This is a genomic window from Lactobacillus sp. ESL0228 (assembly GCF_003692825.1).
In the GTDB taxonomy this organism is placed as follows: domain Bacteria; phylum Bacillota; class Bacilli; order Lactobacillales; family Lactobacillaceae; genus Lactobacillus.
On sequence record NZ_REHJ01000007.1, the window covers coordinates 277,900 to 295,561 of the forward strand.

The window sequence follows — 17,662 nt, forward strand, 5'->3', positions numbered from 1 at the left end:
TGAATTGCCTAAAAGCGAGGCAACAGTTATTGGGCTGCATTTTATCGATGCTGAATTAACTACCTTAAAGTCAAATAAAAATAATAACATTGCCCAACTTGTATCTAATTTAGAAAAAATAGTTAAAAGGACGGTTGGTAGACCAATTAATACAAATACAATCACTTACATGCGCTTTTTGACTCATCTTAATTACTTTGCCGAGCGTATTTATGATCAAAAATTATTTCCTGAAGAAGATCGGGAGAATCTATACCAAGACCTTGCTGACAAAATGCCATTAGAAGTTGAAATTATTAATCATATTGCTAGCTTTATTGCTCAGAATTACCATCTACAAATTACTAAACAAGAAAAAATTTATCTTTTAATTCATTTGCACAAAGTTGTTGATGAAGAGATAAACAAAGAATAGCTCAAACTGTAGTGTGGTGTGAACCCCAAAATTAGGACACTCTATTAGCTGTTAACTGAGGACTAACTGCCGATATTCAATCGAAGTTAGTCCTTTTAGTTTGATTATAATTCTTTTCTTATTGTAATACTCAATGTAGTCCCTGATTGCGTCTTCTATTTCATTGAGATTTTAAATTGCTTTTCAAAAGAGAATTGCCTTTGCGTGACATTGATTAGCTAATGCCATGGTTTTTCAGCTATGCTTGAAACTGAGCATTTTGGTATTGCCAACCTTGATCGGTGTGGAATATCAAGCCGTTCAAGGCAGGATATTTGCGCCAGCGTTTACTGACTATGCCAAACAGCTTTAGCTTGTTCATTAAGCGCTACACCTTTTTATAATTAACTAATAAACCGCGACGTCTTAATTCCCAGGTAATGCGGCGATAGCCATAGCGGTGCTTGTGTTCTTCATAAATAGCTTTGATTTCAATCATTGTTGCCCTGATCTTTATCCTTCTTCAAAGTGTAGTAATAGTTACTGCGAGACCGGTGGGGCAGTTGCGGATTGGCATTAATGGGTATCAAGAATGAAAGTTACGCTGACTTTAAGTTCGCGTCCTAATTGGGCAACATACCGTAACTTTTCAAGCCGAAATCTAGTGCTACTTGATAGAGGTGCTCCATGCTCAACTATGATCCGCTTAAGGGCCTGTTCCTTAAAATCGTTGCTATAAATAGTGTAGGGCTGGTCTAAAATAGCCAGGCCGTGACGTGCAATCAATGCCAGCAAGTAATCAATATTAGACCTTATAGCCTGATAACGCCGACTTAATTCAGTAGAACGAATTTGATGATCATGCCAAAGATGATAGCTTGTAATTTTATCTTGTTTAGATAATTTAGACATAAAAATATGACCCCAAAATTGTCTTAATTTCAGGGTCATATCAAAATTTTAATTAGTCTGTAATTTGTGAAATTGCCATAACTGCCCCGACATTTTACTGAATGTATATTGATGAATCGCTAATATATTTGCAGATAAATGAAATCGATTAAATAATTTAAAGAGTATTAAAAATTAAAAATATTCAAATAAATTATGACAAAATAAGGTTTTGCAGAGTATCTCTTCTGGATGGTAATGGTTTTACCTGTCACAATTGGAGCATCATTTTTCAATGTTTCCTATTTACCTATTAATGAGTGAATAAGACTAATTAAATATTTAAAAAAACTGTGATTTGAGCATAATTATACTGTTTTTTGACTATAGCAAGAAAATTTTCGAATCAATATACTTAATTATGCGAAAGCAATTTATATAAAGAGTAGAGGAAAAATTTATGTTAAATTTTACAATTGATGAAAATAAAAAAACAAATTTCCCCCATTATTGGGAAACTTGCGTTGGAAGTTGTCATGCTTATACAGCATTGCGGGAAGATTACCGTAAGCAGTTAATCAAAGTTCATAAAGAATTAGGATTCAAGTATGTTCGCTTTCACGGTATTTTCGATGATGAAATGAGTGTTTGTGTAGAAAATTTTGACTTTAATGGCAAATCTCAGGGAATTACATATAATTTTATTAACATTGATAAAATTTTTGATTTTTTATTAACAATTGGTATGAAACCCTTTATTGAATTGAGTTTTATGCCTACTTGTCTTGCTTCAGGAAAGAATAGGATCTTCCCATATGGTGGCAATAATACAATGCCAAAAACGGATGCTATGTGGGAAGAACTTATTAGTCGTTTTATCAGTCATTTGATTGAGCGATATGGTAAAGAAGAAGTTGAATCTTGGTTTTTTGAAGTTTGGAATGAGCCTAATCTACCATTATTTTTTGCGGGTAATCAAAAAGACTATTTCCACCTATATCAAATTACGGCCTTAGCAATTAGGAAAATTGATTCTAAAATTAAAATTGGGGGGCCAGCAACTTCATTTAATTCATGGATTTTAGAAATGATTACTTTTTGTGAAAATAATCATGTGCCTCTTGATTTTATTACGACTCATCATTATCCAACAGATGATCCTTTATGGCAAAGTGGTTTAGGGATTGAAGAGTTTTTCAAAAACTCAGATCAAGAAAAAACCGATTACCACTGTGGTATCTTGAAAGAAATGACTACTAAAACAAGACAGCAAGCCAAATCCTATCCCCTTTATTATACTGAATGGAATGTTTCTGCAATGGTAGGTGATCAAATTCATGATGAACCATACGCTGCTGCAATGGTAGCTAAAACATTAGCCGATAATGATGGTCTAGTTGAGGGCTATTCATTCTTTACTTTCACTGATATTTTTGAAGAACAATATCAAAAACCGGGGGTATTTCATGGCGGCTATGGCTTGCAAACTGTTCAGGGCATTGAAAAACCTGTATATCGTATTTTTGAAATTTATCATCAATTGGGCATGCAACGACTAAAAGTTATAGATAAGAATCAGGGAACAGCTGAGGTATTGGCAGTTCAAAAGCAAAAAGATTTGCAGGTACTTGTATATAACCATAATGTACCTAGTGGAAAAATAGCGTCAGAAAAAGTGGTAATAAATATTGCTAAAAAGAAGAAATATAAAGCTATTTTACAAAGAATAGATCAAAATCATGCTAATTCTTTTGGAAAATGGCAAGAAATAGGTAAGCCAGAATATCTTAAGCAAGCAGAGGTTGATGAGCTACGTAAATCTTCCGAGCTTCAAGATCAAGAAATCGAAATTGGAAAAGGCCAGATTGTTTTGGAAATGCCACCGCATTCATGCGCCTTTACCACTATCCACAATTATTTTGCCTAGAAAAAGATAAATTGCTTTTTAAGTGTAATATTTTGTGGCTTTAATCATAATTAAATTACACAACAATAAAATTAATCAAAATTGACAAATCTAGCTGATAAGTTTAGGAAAAAGTTTGTTAATGCTTACGTTTGTAAACATTATACAATAATAACAAATTTTCACATTAAATTCAGAAAGAGGTAAATTTGGGGATTAAATAACCTGAAAACCAATCATTTTTCACTCGAAAAACGGTATAATTGGCAAAGAAGAGAAAGGAGTTTTTTACTAATGATGTGTGATAATTTGTTTTTTAAGATTGTTTGGGTAATTGTCTATGGTATTACTGCTTACTTTACTTTTACCGACAAGATGATGATGGCAATGTACTGGATGGCTGGGGGAATGTTTGCTCAAGCCGTTGTTGACCTTATTTATCATTTTTGGCCTAAAAAACAGCGTAAATGCTAAAAAAGACAGTCTGAAGACTGCCTTTTTTATTGGTCATTTTCTTTTAAAAAACTTTGAATTATTTTTTCGCGAATAGTTAGGAAAATTTGATTATGACCAGTGGGATGAACTCTGTTGGTCAGTAAAATCAATCCTGATTTGCGCACACGATCAAGTAAAATTAAGACACCAGTAAAACCAGTATGAAGAATAATTGGATAATGGTATAGGGGATCGAAACGAAGGTCCCAACCCCAAGAGCGCGGTTTTAATCCTGCTTTATTTTTGTTATCGAAAAGTTGAGCAACGATATCTTGACTAAAGGGTAGGATATCACGATCGATACCAAGATAGCCTTTACAAATTTTTACTATATCATTTAGAGTTGAAAAAAGGCCGGCAGATCCACAGTCGCTTCCCAATTGCTGTGCTTTAGGATCATGAGGTATTCCTTGTAAAACTTCTCCATTAAATAAAGCTGTTGGTACGCAAGCACTTTTTGTAGGATGAAAAGTAGTATTTGTTAATTTCATAACATCAATTATTTCTGCTTGACCAACTTCTTGGACGGGTTTACCAAAAATCTTTTTAATTACTAAGCCCAATAAAATAAAATTAGTGTCAGCGTAACGCATTTTATGTTCAAATTCATTTGTAACTGGAAGGTGAATAATTGCGTCTAAAAGTTCATCATGGCTAAGTTCATCTCGGTGTTCTATCCATCCACGAATCCCACTTGTATGAGTCATTAAGTGAAAAAGTCTCACTCGCTCATCGGTGAATTCAGGAATAAATTGGTGAAGTGGTTCGGAAAAATTGAGTTTATTTTCTTGATAAAGTTTTAATAAAATATTTTCTGTAATTAATACTTTGGTTAAACTTGCTAAATCATATTCTGCAAATGGACTGAGTTGAGTTACGGTGGGGTAAATACTTGCAAAACCAATTGTTGATGTAAAAATTTGTTTATTATTAATAAAAGTGTAGTTAACACCGGGGACTACACGTTCTGAAACCATTGATTCAATTAAAGTTTGTGTGGCTGAATAATCAATCATAAAAAAAGCTGCTTTCTCGTTAAATTGTTTTTCTATTTATTATAGCGAAATTTAACGAAAAAGTAGCACAGGTGATTAAGAAGAGGCCCGCCATTTGCCTTGCCAGATTTATTGGTGCAGCTTTTTGTTAAGTGACTTAACGATTAACTGCGCTCTAAGCATACTAAAAGACCAAATAATGAAGTAAATAATGATAAATTCAAGAGTTGCTATTAAAATTGTCTGTTGAGTAAGTTTGAACCAGCCGGCTAAGACAGTAACGAGAATAAATGAAAAATACGTTGTACAGAAATGGACTAAAGTCTGTTTGGTAATACTCCAATATTCAATCCTAAAAATTAAACTACTGCAGCCAAAAATTATCCCGATGAGCGCCCAAATAAATAAGTCAACCAAATTTACCGAAACAGAATTCTGAAAAAAGTGTTCAAAGTTTGATAATGAAGAGAAAGGATTGAAAGAAGGACTAAAAATAAGGTATGAGAGTATGCCAATATTGACTCCAATTGGAGCGGACCAAAGAGCTAACTTAAAAATTTTTTTGCAAAGGTTCATGATAAAAACTCCTTTTTGATTTTTTGCATATAACGGCGTGAACTATAGGTTGTATGACCATTTTTAAAAATAATTTGATAAATGCCATTACGTGTAAGAGCAAATTCTTGAATGCAACTAAAATTAACAATTTCAGAACTTGAAACTTGAATGAAGACTCGTTGAGGTAGAATTGATTTAATTTCATATAGTCGCTTTTTTAAGCGATAATTTCCTTGATTAGTCTCGCAGATAACTTTCTTATCTTGTGTATGAATAGAAATTACATCATAAAGGGCAATTACCTTTTGGCGTCCATCTTGATAACCGATTAAATTTTGATCATTGACAAAGTAAGACAAATTATCTTGTAAAGTAGTACTGCTTTTATCAATTTTGGGTGTATTAACAGTGATTGATAGATCGTATGCATTGGGATCAATTTTTTGATTAACGAGCATAAATGCATCTCCTTTCTGTTTTTTAAGATAGCAAAAGTAAACGTGGTTAACAATAATTTAAAGATGAATGGTCATTTTTTTAGGATAAGTGGTAGGATAAACTATTAGAAAAGCAATTACCTGCCAAGTTAATTAAAAAATACTTTTTCACGATAAAAAGTGCTTGACTTTACTTCTAGCTTCAAGCATAATAATTAATGTTGATTTTGCCCGTTGGTCAAATGGTTAAGACGCCACCCTCTCAAGGTGGAGTTACGAGTTCAATTCTCGTACGGGTGATTTAACACTGGGATATAGCCAAATGGTAAGGCACAGGTTTCTGGTTCCTGCATGTTTCGGTTCGAGCCCGGATATCCCAATTTTTTTGATTTGTCTTAGTTTCAACTAGCTTAAAACGTTGATACTAAGGCATTTTTATTTTTTCTGATTTTTTGAAATTACCTAAAATTAGTCACTTAGGTTACAACATTCGGTTACAACATTTTCGCAAAGGTAGATTAATCAAAATGTTCTAAAATTGGTCTAAATGTAAAAAAGTGACCTGAAAAATGTTATAATAAGTATGTTCAGCATTTAAATAGTTTATAGCTTAATACCTCAAGAAAGCCTTTATATTGGGCTTTCTTTTTGTTTACCTTTAATTAACATAGGTCAGATTTTACTTACTAAAAATCGGTGACAACATTTTATTTTAGGTGACAACTTTTTTATAATTTACTCAATTAAAAACATAATTTTCTGAAATTAGGTTACAACATTGGTTACATCCCTTTTAAGTGAATAATTATTAAAAGGGGTTTGCTATTTTACACAGACCCTATAGGTCAAATCGCCCTAAGCCGTGTGGAGTAACGATACGTGACGCCATAATAAAAATCCTTTGCTTGTATTTCTACAAAAAGGATTTTTTAGTGGTTGCCTAAAGTAACCAAGTTTATTAGTAAAACGTCTTAAGTAATTCAGTAGTGAATTGCGACAGTATTAAAGAAACTCTTGATTTAGGCTTAAGTATTGGGATGCAGAATAAACTTGTTTAAAAAGGTGGTAAGAATAAGAGTAAATCATTAATTTTATCGTACTCGGAGTTTGCGGAGTCTATAAAAAAAGATGTTTATATATCAGTCTAAATCTTTCGAGAGAATGCAAAAACCAGCGAATTACTTTGTTTTTGCCTTTTAGGTATACTAATACTAAAACGAAAAAGATTGCTTAGAGGATGTATGAAAGATAATAAAAGCGTTAATTTAAAAGCAACTTCAAGAAGTGTTAAACGGTTTCTAAGTAACTATTTAAAAATGTTTTGTTTAAGAACGGGACTAAAAACGACTGATCTAAATAAGAATTTCAGTCAAAAAGACTTCACATTATTAACTAGTGACCAAAACACGGCTTTAGGCTTATATATAATTTATCAAGCTATCAATAACTGTGATGCAAAATACCAAGCTATATTGAAGAAGCTATACTTTGATAATAAACGGCAGTTGGACGTAATGAATGACCTAAGCATAACTCATAATACGGCATGGAGATGGCGACTAGAGGCTTCTAACCAGTTTGCTGCTAACTTAATTAAGCTACAAAAGCAGTTTGGTATTAATGATTTAAAAGATTTACGAGTATTTGAAGAGCAGGGCGTGAAGATTATGCTTAACTGATTAAAGACGCTTAGAACGCAATAATAGGGCATATCAAGGAGGCAATAAATGGAAAAGGTAAAGGTGTTCCTCAAACAAGACTTAGATAGTTTAGTAGCACATTCTGGTAGGCATAGAAGAGACTTAGCAGCTGATAAAGTCGACCACCTTACCACGCTTGATAAAACGATAGCATCTAAAGAAATAACCTTTGCTGAAAATGTTACTTGGTGCGTTGGTAAAGCCATTCAAGAGTGCTCTGATAAATCACGAAAGATACTAACAGATGCTTATTTAAAAAGGCAGCTAGATAAAATAACCATGGTTGAAATGGGCTATGGTTCAACACGATATTATGAATTAAAACAAATAGCTTTAACTGAATTCATGGAGAACTTTGCTAAATACCAGAAACAGATAGGACTAGAACCAGCTTTTAAGTTGGTCAAATAAAAGGAGGTCGTGTTTTACGACACCCTTTAAAAAATTTTAGGTTTTTTAAGGTTTTAGACAAATGCTAAGCCGTGAAAATAACGGTTTAGGTTTATAACAAGTTTATCTGTAAGTACAGTTGTTAATAAGGATATGCGCTAGCAAATTCGAAGTCTTTCAAAAGGACCTAGAATTTTACAAGTGTACCTGCAGGTACGGTTGTATCTTAACAAATACTAGCATTTACTAGGGTATTTATTAAACAAAAAACAGTCTAAAGTGTTGACCTAGAGCCTGTTTCTTCACTATACACCTTTTAAATTATGTGCCCCCCTCTATTATTAATTGTTTTCAGAAGTTGAACTATTATCTGTTTGCTTTTCATTATTTGATGATTTTTTAGATGTATTGGATTTACATTTTGTAAATATAACTACAGCTATTATTACAACTACACTAATTATAAACTGTGGCCAAATAGTTAAATTCCAATTACTAGCTAGAAATGTAAATACTAAACCAATCATAAACATTGCTGATATTATAGCTAACACTGAAATAGTTAATAACGGAGGCAGATTATAGCCCTTTTTAGTTATCTTAGCTATACCAGCAAAAAGTACCGTAATAATTCCAAATAAAACTATACCTAATACTGCTGCACCTATTAGCAAATTGCCTAAATTCTGTGGGCTGTTAGAAGAAATATTTAAATTGGACGATATAGAGTTAATTGTGTTTATCCCGCCAAAGATAGCAAAAGTTATAGCTGTGAATATACCTAGAATTGTAATAAATTCAGAATAGACACCATCTAATTTCTTAGTATATTTATCTAATTTCTTAGTATATTTATCTAATTTCTTAGTATATTTATCTAAATTACCTTCTTGCTCAACTAGTTTATCTTTTTGATCATTTATTTTTTTAGATAATGGCTGCTGTTGTTTTTCTACCACTGTAATAAGATTTTCATTTACAGTCTTTTCTATTAATTTTCGCTCATTTTCAGAAAAAGGAAGGTCTTTAATAGCGTAAAAGAGTCTATAATTATTCCACTTCGCTATTCCAAATAAAATTATTAATTTATCAAAAAATTCTTTATGTTTGGATTTTGTATAATCATCAAATTTTTCTAGGTCAAGATTTTCCCATGGTTCGATGTTGTTTAGCATAGAACTATATATGAGAGAAAAAACTTCTGGGCTAACCTCTGGGCTATATAGTTTATCTATAACTTTATTAGCCTTATCAAAATCGTTTCTACTAACATAATTTACAAATTTGATAGCATTATCAAAATCCAGAAAATTTGTAAGGGTATCATTTAAAGTTCTTTTGTTCAATTTAATCACCTCAAGCCCAATTATACATTAGCTAAGGTGATATTTTGATAGATTGTTAGAAAATTGATTAGTATTACCAATCCAAAAATGGTTTGGTTAAAATATAATCTGTAAGTATATTTGTTAAGTTAATAGATTTACCCAATTTTGGGGAGAACTAAATTATGCATCCCTGATAAGCTAACTACCTCAGAAAAACTGTAATTTTATTTAGGAGGGCTCAAAACCGAGCTCTCTTTTTGTTGTAGTAAGTATTAACGAACGCAATTATGCGTTGGTACATTAAGGGGGTTCCAAAACGTACACCCCTTTGGCCACAGTATGATTAACGGTGAACGAAACGTTCTTCCTTGGTAGGGATGCATCATTGCTTGAATGGTTATATGAATTTTGGGAGAAACCAATTATTGACTTGTTTTTACGTTAGTAATCAATACAGAATAATGGGGCTGCAAACCTCTTGACCATGGCACAATCTCACTAACAATTTGTTATTGAGAAAGCTACATTAACTCTTAATGGACTCAAATGTGAGCTGGACGTGGTCAATTAAATTTATTTCGAAATGGGTCACAGTCATAACGAATTTCTAAGTGGGTCTGAGCCACTTAGAGATATTTAATGAGTGTAGTTGTAGCAATAGTTATTTAAGGGAGCCCTGAATTAGGGCGTCCTGAATTGGAACGTCATAATTTGTTTGACCAGAAGCAAAGTGATTAGACTCGATGGTTCACAACCATAGAGTTTAGAGTTTTAAATAAATTGCAAAAAATTTTATTTGATAGAAAAGATGGGCTCAAAATTGGCCCCATGTCCTAAAAGTATCTTCAAAGTAAAGCCACTTTTTAATTAATAGATAGGGGGGTGCGTGTGTGCACTACCTATACAGTATAAATAATTACCCACAGCCCCCCACCTTAAAATATTTCGAATTCAGTTTTTGAAAGAGAAGACAGCATCATGTGGTTGCTCTCTTAACGACAAGTGGGGCGGGGGTATTTAAAATATGATTGCTGATATGTAAGGTTTGTCGTGAAATACGATAGGCTAAATGATGATTTTCATCGGCTCAATTTTGAGCCCATCTTTGTTTTTACCTCTTAATTTTAATTATGTCACAATTGTTCACAATTAGGGTGCAAAGATAATGGCTACAAATACTGCTATATAAGGATTAATGCAATTAAAAGATGTGTGCAAAGTGCACACAAAAAATTTCATTGAGGGTGCACTCACGGTATTTATTATTGCAAGGGATGCTGTCTAATATTCCCTCTGTACCAGCTTTTTTAAGCTCCGTTCCTGTTTTAGGTACGCTGCATACTAAGTATAGAAAATGTTAGCATTTGTTAGCATAAAATAAGGCATAAAAAAGAAGTGGTCAAAATTAACCACTTCTATATTTAAATCAGTGTGAGCAATCCTTAGTTGCTAGTTAATAAATCTATTCCAGCTATTTCTTTCCATTGCTGAATTGTTCCAGAAATCATATAAATGCGTCCGTCAGCTCCTCGAGCTAATAATGTTGCATCACTATCTTTAGTTATTTTTTCTTCTTTCATTGTTTTTACCTCTTAATTTTGATTATGTACCATTTTAGTCCGGTACAGTCCCTAACAATAAAATAGCCGTATTCCTTACAGCTGTAAGGCTTAGTCCAATAGTCCACTTTTTTTCTAAAAACTACTACACACATATATACTATGTATTATATATATATTTATATTACTAAGTATTATTAAAAATAATATGGACTATTGGACTATACATACTCTCACAAGAGATTACAGTTGCTTTCGTTTTGGTCTGTAAATGGACGGGTATGGACTATCGTTGATATATCAATATTTTATTTTGGACTGAGATTAACGTAATAAGTAACACGTGGTCTTTTACCATTTGAATTCCAAGGACGTTTAGTAAGTGTTGTTATTCCCTTACGCTCTAATTCATTTTTCAATTTAATATTAGAGAGTGGTTTGGTTCCATTGTTATCACACCATTCTCTATAGTCTCGATATAGTTCATTTTGATTGATTTTAGAATCATCAACTTGGATGTAGTTTTCATTGAGGAATTGTTGAACTAAGTCATTATCAGTTAGCCACTTTTTTCTTGTTTGAATAATAGAGGTGGTTTGAGTTAATTCATGTTTGTTCATTGCTTTTTTTGCATAATACAGGCAGGTATAAACAAATTTGCCACGTTCTTGTTTAACTTTGGCCATACTTATATTTTTATCAAAATTATCAATATGATTAAAATTAATTACGTAAGCTCTGCGTTTAAATCCGTTAGTAGTATCAGAGAAACTCGGTTCCTCATTACCTATAAATAATAATTTGGCATGATTAGAGAAAGTAATATCACTTCGATTTTTAACTGAAGCGTTCATTTCACCACCACCAGTTAAAGTTTTAATAATTGCAGGGTTCCTGATGAATGATTTGGAAATATCATCGTGGATATTAAGCCATTTTCCAAATAGCTCAGAGAGACTAAAATTATTGCTTTTATCATCCGTTAAATTTTCCATAGGAACATGAGCAACATTACTTTGAACTAATAAATTTGTTAGGTATCTTGCAAATGTTGTTTTGCCGTCACCCCCATTGCCAATTATTAATATAAATGCCTGAATAGGTTTATAACTGGGATAAAATGTATAACCGATAAATTCCATCATTGGCGTAATATTTTCGCCTAGAGATAATGCTAACCACTTCTCTGTTTCTAATGGTCTATTCTTTTTATGGTCTGCATTTTTAGCTTCTTGTTCAGCCTTGGCAATGTCATAAACGATTAAGTCGTAATCAGTGCAAAATGTAAAATAATATTTAGGGTCGTGGGGAATTAACTGCATAGCATCCCAATCCCAAACACCATTTTTAAAGTTAAAGTAATTGCCTTGAATTTTACCGAATGTATCAGCCCATTTAACCCGCTTAATACTGTCACTAATAAAGTGAAAGGCATCTCTAGCTGTTTTATCTCTCCACATTCCCTGTTTATTTAATAGGCTAGTAACAACGCTTTTTAGGCTTTTAATATTGCGTTGCTCCCAATAGTGCAATTTCTCGTTATATTCGTAAAAGTCTTCTTTGTCACTGTTTTCAACGATTAAACAGTTATGTTCAGCTAAGATAGTTTTACCTAGTTTAGGGATGTCTACTTTACGTTTACCACTTTCTTCTTCTCTGTAAATCCATGAGACGGATGGGCAGTTTTGTCTTTCTTTTATTTTGTTTAGTTCTGTTGTATTAAGTTTTTCTTCTGTCATTAACGTAAACACCTCCTGTTTTCTTTCTTTGCTACTGAATTAACTGTCTTAATGACTTCTTTTTCAGGTAATGGGTCGGGAGTGTGCTCGTTAGCAATGCGGGCTAATTCAGTTGCTGAATAGGGGTCAACACCACGGTATAACAAACCACCTATAAAGCTAGTTAAGGTATCATTACGATTGCCAATATCCCCCAAACCGTTAGTAATCATTTCAAAAAGCTGCGCTGTTTTGGTTTTATTACTGTTGGTGTAGTTAGTTGTATAAAAGGTGCCTTTAGCTTGCTGCTTGCTCTGAATTAGCCTAATTAAGCCTTGCGGTGCTGCCTTAATAGGGTAATGATTAAGCCATTGATAAGGTTTACCGTTAATCTGACTAGGTGCTACAACTATGTAGTTATTGGGATGCGCTTTTAAATCAACACTTGGTAAGAAACCAATGTTTTGGCTAATATTAAAATTTTTAGGCTTTTTAAAAAAGAAATGACGCCCGTTGTTAGCTGTTTTCTCGGTCAAGGTATCTTTAAACCATTCAGGATGATTAAGCTCTCTGATTGAATTTAAGCCATCCACGTTATTACCGTGACAATCAACATCAATGACAAAAAATTGCTCGGTCTTAAGTGCAATATTGGCATTCGGATATTTAGCCCATATTTGTTTAATTTGTTCTACTGTTAAGGGTGGTCTATCAGCAAATTTAATCAATGGTCGCTTATTTTGACCAATTGGGATTACTGAAAAGCCATGTTCTGCATATTTAATAGCGTAATTAACTAGCATAAATACCTCATTTTCTTTAGAGATTAGAATATTTTGATTAGCCTACCTTTGCATGTTTGGTTTATAATCTCTTATGTAATAATTTTTGGTGAGAAATTATTCATTACCCGATACTGCTTGCAACAGTTTCGGGTTTTTTCTTTGCTCTTTTGACTTTAACCACTCGGTAATGCTTTCTTTGCCGTATAATTTACGTCCGTCAATAACGGCTACAGGCATCCCTAAAGTAGCCCAATAACTAATGGTTGAATCAGCCACACCGAAATATTTAGCTATCTCACGGCGATTTAAATAGGGCTTGGGGTGGTTAAGGGTGTCCTTGATTGTCCTAACGATAGTGTCTTTAATATCTGTGTCTTTCATAATTTATTGCTCCTTGAGATTATTAGCGAACACTGCTGTTAGCTTATCCACCTCTGATAGTGGAACATTACAAATAGCATTCTTGTTATTCATATTTTCGATATGTTTAAAACCTACCTTGTAAATAGCACTCATGACTTGAAAGCTCTGTTCTTCAAAGGTTAAATCATCATCTTTGGCCAATGATTGAATTGCTTTTTGATAATCCTCAAATTGATTATGTTTTAAAGCTCTAAAAATAATTATTGCTTGCTTAATTGCGTTTTTGTTTATGCTGGAATGCGTCTCTCTTTTAGGGCGTCGTAAATGTCTGATTTCTTTCATGCTGGTTATACCTCAAAATCAATTAGCATTTCTGTATGATTAATGCCATTAAGCTGATGTTCTGAATACACTTTAATCATGTCAGCTAGGGAATAGAGTTCTTCAAAATCTGAACAGGTCATGTCTTCAGGCGTTTGTATGTTATGCAATTTTTCAAGCAATAATTTAACTGCATTAAGTAAATTGTTGCTTTGTAGGGATGCCTTAATTAGTCCTTTGTCTAATTTTTCTATGTCTTTTACTGTTTTCTTCATTCTTGTAACTCCTTTGCTATCTGCTTATCTAATATCTGCCTAAATCCTTGTAATTCAGGACTTAATTCTTGAACATCTATTTCAGTTTTACCTTGTAAAATATCGTAACCACGCTTTATTATTTCGTTAGGATCACGCATTTGACGTTCAATTTTAATTAAGTAATTACGATATTGTTTTCCCTTTTCAGTTCGGCTAATCATACATAGCTGTTTGGCCATATCTAAAGTTAGGTCATAATCCTGTAACTTCTGTGAACCTGCTTCAGGATAAGCTTTGTTATAGGGTGTACTCAAAAGAGCACTGGTAAAATCTATATCTTCTTCAAATAATTTAAAATTTTGTTTTACCCATACACTAAAACGTTTCTTGATTTTTAATGCCTTGTGTAGATCTCTTGCGCTAACAAGCTGTTGACCATCTTTAATATGAATTTTAATTAGTTCCTGCATTTGTCATGCTCCTTTCTGCTTCTTACTCACTTTGCTATTGGACGTTTTTGTCCAACTGTACTGAAATCAGTTCCTGTATTGTCGTTCCTTTCTATTTGCTAATCACTTTTTGATGTTCTTTCATGAATTCATCTATTGAATCTTTACTAATCTTCTTAGAATTACCAATTTCAATGACAGGTAAACCTTGATTTATATAATTGCGCAACGTAATAGGTGATTTAATCCCTAAATATTTCATTGCATCTTTATAATTAAAAAAATTAGTAGTCATAAAATTCTCCTTTCATTTAATCTAAGTTTCTTAGATTTCAATATTAAAATAATATATCTAAGTTTCTTAGATGTCAATATCTAATTTTTTTAGATTTAAATATTTATTTTTGAATAATTGATGTTAAAATGTGTTAAGCAATAGGAGTTAATAATATGAATAGACTAAAAGAGCTTAGAAATCAAAGGAAGCTAACCCTTGACGACATAGAAGCAAAAACTGGTATAAAACGTGGCACTTATAGTAATTATGAAAATAACAAGACCGAGCCTAAAATAGAGACGTGGCAAAAATTAGCTAATTTCTTTAAGGTATCAGTTCCTTATATTCAAGGATTAATTTTTAGCACTAATGAAATTATAGAAATTATTAATAAGAAATATTTTGAAGATGCTTTAAAAACAAAATCTGATAGAGATAATTGGTTCTTTTCAGATGTTATAGATAAGTATGTTCAAATAACTAGCAATGATTTGCCTCTTAAGAAATTATATAAATTTAACGGTAAGAAGGATTCTTTAAGTGGAGAAATAATAGAGTATTGGTTTAAACATTTTAAAGATATTTTGATTGACCCAGAATTTAAAAGTATGAAGAAAACTGGAGATAATCAATCTGAATCATTTCATGCTAGAGTGGCTGCTTTTCGCTTTATGATTTGTGTAGAAAACACCCCACAAATGCTAAAAGAGACAGGATTAACTACTTTAGGTGCTTTTTATAAAAACAATTTTGATATTAAAGAAGAAGACTTGAGAAAAGAAACTATTGATAAAATTAGCTATTATGATTTAGCATCTGCTAAGGTTGCAATTAATGATTACTATGAATTAATAAAGGAAATAAAAGAAAAAGTAGATAATTTTAAAGTGGATGATGGAATTGAACAGACGTATAAATATATAAAGAGTTTGATTTTATCTTATAAAAATAGTAATGACTATGAACCTGGAGATGATAAATATATTTCTCAAATTATCGAAAAATTAAAGCATGATGATATTAAATTTCGTGATTACATAATTAACCATGATTATGAATCTGATTTGCTTGAAGTGTATAGCGAATATTTAATGGAAACAGGTGGAGAATATAAAGAATTAAATAAATACTTAGTCTCAAAATACGAAATGAAGTCAAATAATTTTTAAAAATAACTAATACGTCACGAAACGTTACGTTATACATCCCTTTATAAAGTTTCTTACCACCTCATAAACATAGATTAGGATACTTTGATTAGTCTACCTTTGCATTACAGAACAAAAGAGGTAACTAAGCTATGAACATAATTGAATACGAAACAAAAACAGGTAAGAAACGATATAAATTCAGCCTGTATGCTGGTAAAGATACCAGTACAGGTAGAACACTAATGGTAAGAAAAAAAGGCTTTAAAAGCCTAAAGGAAGCCCGTGAGGAGTATTTAAAATTACAGCTTGCTATTGATAGTGGAGAATACAAGCCAATCAATGAACGTCGATTCAAACTGTCTGAAATAATAAATATGTGGTTGAAAGTGTATCAACCGACAGTAAAAGAAAGCACCTTTGCTACCACGAAACGAATTGTTAATGCTCATGTAGTAAAGGCGCTAGGTAATATTTATATTGATAAGCTAAGTGTAATACAATGTCAGAAAGCTGTAAATAAGTGGTTTAGGGATGCACCTGGAACTTATAAGAAATATATTTTTTATTGTAGTGATGCAATTGATTATGCAATTAAACTAGAAATAATCAGTAAGAATCCAATGAAAAATATTGTACGTCCTAAAGTTAAGAATGTGCATAAGGAATTTAACAATTTTTACACCAAAGATGAATTGAACAGGTTCTTACAATGCGCTCAAAGCTACAATCTAAAGGCGTTTACGTTGTTTAGGCTGTTAGCTTATACTGGTTTACGCCGTGGGGAAGCCTTAGCGCTTAAATGGTCTGATATTGACTTTAACGAGAACGTGGTTAGTGTTAAACGGACACTTACTAAGGGTATAAACAATAAGGTTATTGTACAGACACCGAAAACAAGTAGCAGTTACAGAAAAATAGCCATTGATGATAGTACAGCAAACATACTAAAGCAATGGCAACAGGAGCAGCGTAAACAGCAGGTGGTTATCAGTATTAATGGTGAAAGGGTGGTTTTTAATCGTGGATATGAGAACATCCCTTTGAGTGATGGCTGCTTGGTTAACTGGAATAAGGCTATTTGTCAAAAAGCCCATCTTAGAAGAATTACTATTCACGGTTTTAGGCACACTAATGCTTCACTATTGTTTGAAGCAGGTGTTTCTATGAAAGATGTACAAACGAGGTTGGGGCATAAGTCAATTAAAACCACAATGGATATTTACACTCATGTTTCTAAACAGCATCAAAACAAAGCGGTACAAAAATTAAGTAATTATATGAACGGATAATTAAGTAGTTACCGAATGAAAAATAGCTAGGTTACAACATTAGGTTACAACATTTCAAAAAGCTTACTAAAAGCATTGTTATATCAAGGTTTATAGCATTTACAATGCTATCCCGGATATCCCAATAATTGCGATTTGTCTTAGTTTCAACTAGCTTAAAACGTTGATACTAAGGCATTTTTATTTTTTGAAATTAACTGAAATCAGTCGAAAAAGCATAAGTCGGTGCAAAATTTAGTGCATCCCTTTAAGGTGTTAAATTGTTTATAGCCTATTTGTTTAAGTTAAATCGTCGTAAACCTTACTAATAACTAAATGGTATTGAATTGTTCAGTCGTATTTTGCGACAGTATTAAAAAAATCCTCTAAATAACGCTTTCTTTTATTTTTAAATTATGA

Annotated in this window: 22 protein-coding genes and 2 tRNA genes; 9 read left to right on the forward strand and 15 right to left on the reverse strand. The window is 32.4% G+C overall.

Annotated features, from left to right (window positions below):
• The first annotated feature begins 4 nt into the window (after positions 1-4).
• Positions 5-415: a PRD domain-containing protein gene (locus F5ESL0228_RS08430; RefSeq protein ID WP_233553517.1), complete on the forward strand. Its 411-nt coding sequence runs from the start codon at positions 5-7 to the stop codon at positions 413-415.
• 51 nt (positions 416-466) lie between these two features.
• Here the strand turns inward: F5ESL0228_RS08430 and F5ESL0228_RS08435 are convergent, their stop codons facing one another.
• From F5ESL0228_RS08435 to F5ESL0228_RS08445, 3 genes are all read right to left on the reverse strand, one after another.
• Positions 467-574, reverse strand: a complete 108-nt coding sequence (locus F5ESL0228_RS08435) for an IS3 family transposase (protein ID WP_255409564.1) — start codon at positions 572-574, stop codon at positions 467-469.
• Positions 575-782: 208 nt separating this feature from the next.
• Positions 783-893 carry an IS3 family transposase gene (locus tag F5ESL0228_RS08440; protein ID WP_233553519.1) on the reverse strand — a complete coding sequence of 37 codons (111 nt, stop codon included), beginning with the start codon at positions 891-893 and terminating at the stop codon, positions 783-785.
• A 77-nt stretch (positions 894-970) separates the two neighbouring features.
• Entirely contained in the window at positions 971-1,306 is a 336-nt protein-coding gene (locus F5ESL0228_RS08445) for a hypothetical protein (RefSeq protein ID WP_233553521.1), read from the reverse strand.
• Positions 1,307-1,745: 439 nt separating this feature from the next.
• Here F5ESL0228_RS08445 and F5ESL0228_RS03235 point away from each other — a divergent pair, with 439 nt between their 5' ends.
• Entirely contained in the window at positions 1,746-3,212 is a 1,467-nt protein-coding gene (locus tag F5ESL0228_RS03235; protein WP_122022826.1) for a beta-xylosidase, read from the forward strand.
• A 273-nt stretch (positions 3,213-3,485) separates the two neighbouring features.
• Entirely contained in the window at positions 3,486-3,665 is a 180-nt protein-coding gene (locus F5ESL0228_RS03240; RefSeq protein ID WP_122022827.1) for a hypothetical protein, read from the forward strand.
• A 26-nt stretch (positions 3,666-3,691) separates the two neighbouring features.
• Here F5ESL0228_RS03240 and F5ESL0228_RS03245 read toward each other — a convergent pair whose 3' ends face one another.
• The 3 genes from F5ESL0228_RS03245 to F5ESL0228_RS03255 form a co-directional block, all read right to left on the reverse strand.
• Positions 3,692-4,702: a serine hydrolase gene (locus tag F5ESL0228_RS03245; protein ID WP_122022828.1), complete on the reverse strand. Its 1,011-nt coding sequence runs from the start codon at positions 4,700-4,702 to the stop codon at positions 3,692-3,694.
• 108 nt (positions 4,703-4,810) lie between these two features.
• Positions 4,811-5,257 (reverse strand): DUF3021 domain-containing protein, encoded by a 447-nt coding sequence (locus tag F5ESL0228_RS08605; RefSeq protein WP_122022829.1) that lies wholly within the window; start codon positions 5,255-5,257, stop codon positions 4,811-4,813.
• Positions 5,254-5,697: a LytTR family DNA-binding domain-containing protein gene (locus tag F5ESL0228_RS03255; protein ID WP_122018040.1), complete on the reverse strand. Its 444-nt coding sequence runs from the start codon at positions 5,695-5,697 to the stop codon at positions 5,254-5,256. The genes F5ESL0228_RS08605 and F5ESL0228_RS03255 overlap by 4 nt, the downstream gene beginning before the upstream one ends.
• 207 nt (positions 5,698-5,904) lie before the next feature.
• Between F5ESL0228_RS03255 and F5ESL0228_RS03260 the strand changes: the two genes are divergently transcribed.
• The 4 genes from F5ESL0228_RS03260 (at position 5,905) to F5ESL0228_RS03275 (ending at position 7,787) form a co-directional block, all read left to right on the forward strand.
• Positions 5,905-5,976 (forward strand) — tRNA-Glu (locus tag F5ESL0228_RS03260).
• Between the two features lie 8 nt (positions 5,977-5,984).
• Positions 5,985-6,056 (forward strand) — tRNA-Gln (locus F5ESL0228_RS03265).
• An 861-nt stretch (positions 6,057-6,917) separates the two neighbouring features.
• Positions 6,918-7,355 (forward strand): hypothetical protein, encoded by a 438-nt coding sequence (locus F5ESL0228_RS03270; RefSeq protein WP_122022830.1) that lies wholly within the window; start codon positions 6,918-6,920, stop codon positions 7,353-7,355.
• 48 nt (positions 7,356-7,403) lie between these two features.
• A complete protein-coding gene (locus tag F5ESL0228_RS03275) occupies positions 7,404-7,787 on the forward strand; it encodes a hypothetical protein (RefSeq protein WP_122022831.1) in 384 nt (127 codons plus the stop codon).
• 320 nt (positions 7,788-8,107) lie between these two features.
• Here F5ESL0228_RS03275 and F5ESL0228_RS03280 read toward each other — a convergent pair whose 3' ends face one another.
• The 9 genes from F5ESL0228_RS03280 to F5ESL0228_RS03315 all read right to left on the reverse strand — a co-directional run bounded on the left by F5ESL0228_RS03280 (position 8,108) and on the right by F5ESL0228_RS03315 (position 14,841).
• On the reverse strand, positions 8,108-9,112 hold the full coding sequence (locus F5ESL0228_RS03280) for a hypothetical protein (protein WP_122022832.1): 1,005 nt from the start codon (positions 9,110-9,112) through the stop codon (positions 8,108-8,110).
• A 1,424-nt stretch (positions 9,113-10,536) separates the two neighbouring features.
• Positions 10,537-10,674, reverse strand: coding sequence for a hypothetical protein (locus tag F5ESL0228_RS08290; protein ID WP_158592477.1), 138 nt, complete (start codon positions 10,672-10,674; stop codon positions 10,537-10,539).
• Between the two features lie 287 nt (positions 10,675-10,961).
• A complete protein-coding gene (locus F5ESL0228_RS03285; RefSeq protein ID WP_122022833.1) occupies positions 10,962-12,392 on the reverse strand; it encodes a phage/plasmid primase, P4 family in 1,431 nt (476 codons plus the stop codon).
• Entirely contained in the window at positions 12,392-13,174 is a 783-nt protein-coding gene (locus F5ESL0228_RS03290; RefSeq protein WP_122022834.1) for a bifunctional DNA primase/polymerase, read from the reverse strand. The genes F5ESL0228_RS03285 and F5ESL0228_RS03290 overlap by 1 nt, the downstream gene beginning before the upstream one ends.
• Positions 13,175-13,270: 96 nt before the next feature.
• A complete protein-coding gene (locus F5ESL0228_RS03295) occupies positions 13,271-13,537 on the reverse strand; it encodes a DNA-binding protein (RefSeq protein ID WP_122022835.1) in 267 nt (88 codons plus the stop codon).
• Between the two features lie 3 nt (positions 13,538-13,540).
• Positions 13,541-13,861: a hypothetical protein gene (locus F5ESL0228_RS03300; protein ID WP_122022836.1), complete on the reverse strand. Its 321-nt coding sequence runs from the start codon at positions 13,859-13,861 to the stop codon at positions 13,541-13,543.
• 5 nt (positions 13,862-13,866) lie between these two features.
• Positions 13,867-14,115: a hypothetical protein gene (locus tag F5ESL0228_RS03305; protein ID WP_122022837.1), complete on the reverse strand. Its 249-nt coding sequence runs from the start codon at positions 14,113-14,115 to the stop codon at positions 13,867-13,869.
• A complete protein-coding gene (locus tag F5ESL0228_RS03310) occupies positions 14,112-14,567 on the reverse strand; it encodes an antA/AntB antirepressor family protein (RefSeq protein ID WP_122022838.1) in 456 nt (151 codons plus the stop codon). Before F5ESL0228_RS03310 ends, F5ESL0228_RS03305 begins: the two co-directional genes overlap by 4 nt.
• 91 nt (positions 14,568-14,658) lie before the next feature.
• Positions 14,659-14,841, reverse strand: coding sequence for a helix-turn-helix domain-containing protein (locus tag F5ESL0228_RS03315; protein ID WP_122022839.1), 183 nt, complete (start codon positions 14,839-14,841; stop codon positions 14,659-14,661).
• A gap of 155 nt (positions 14,842-14,996) precedes the next feature.
• Between F5ESL0228_RS03315 and F5ESL0228_RS03320 the strand changes: the two genes are divergently transcribed.
• Both F5ESL0228_RS03320 and F5ESL0228_RS03325 read left to right on the forward strand, forming a co-directional pair.
• Complete coding sequence (locus F5ESL0228_RS03320; RefSeq protein WP_122022840.1) at positions 14,997-15,992, forward strand: helix-turn-helix transcriptional regulator; 996 nt, start codon at positions 14,997-14,999, stop codon at positions 15,990-15,992.
• 131 nt (positions 15,993-16,123) lie between these two features.
• Positions 16,124-17,263, forward strand: a complete 1,140-nt coding sequence (locus tag F5ESL0228_RS03325) for a site-specific integrase (RefSeq protein WP_122022841.1) — start codon at positions 16,124-16,126, stop codon at positions 17,261-17,263.
• Positions 17,264-17,662: the final 399 nt, after the last annotated feature.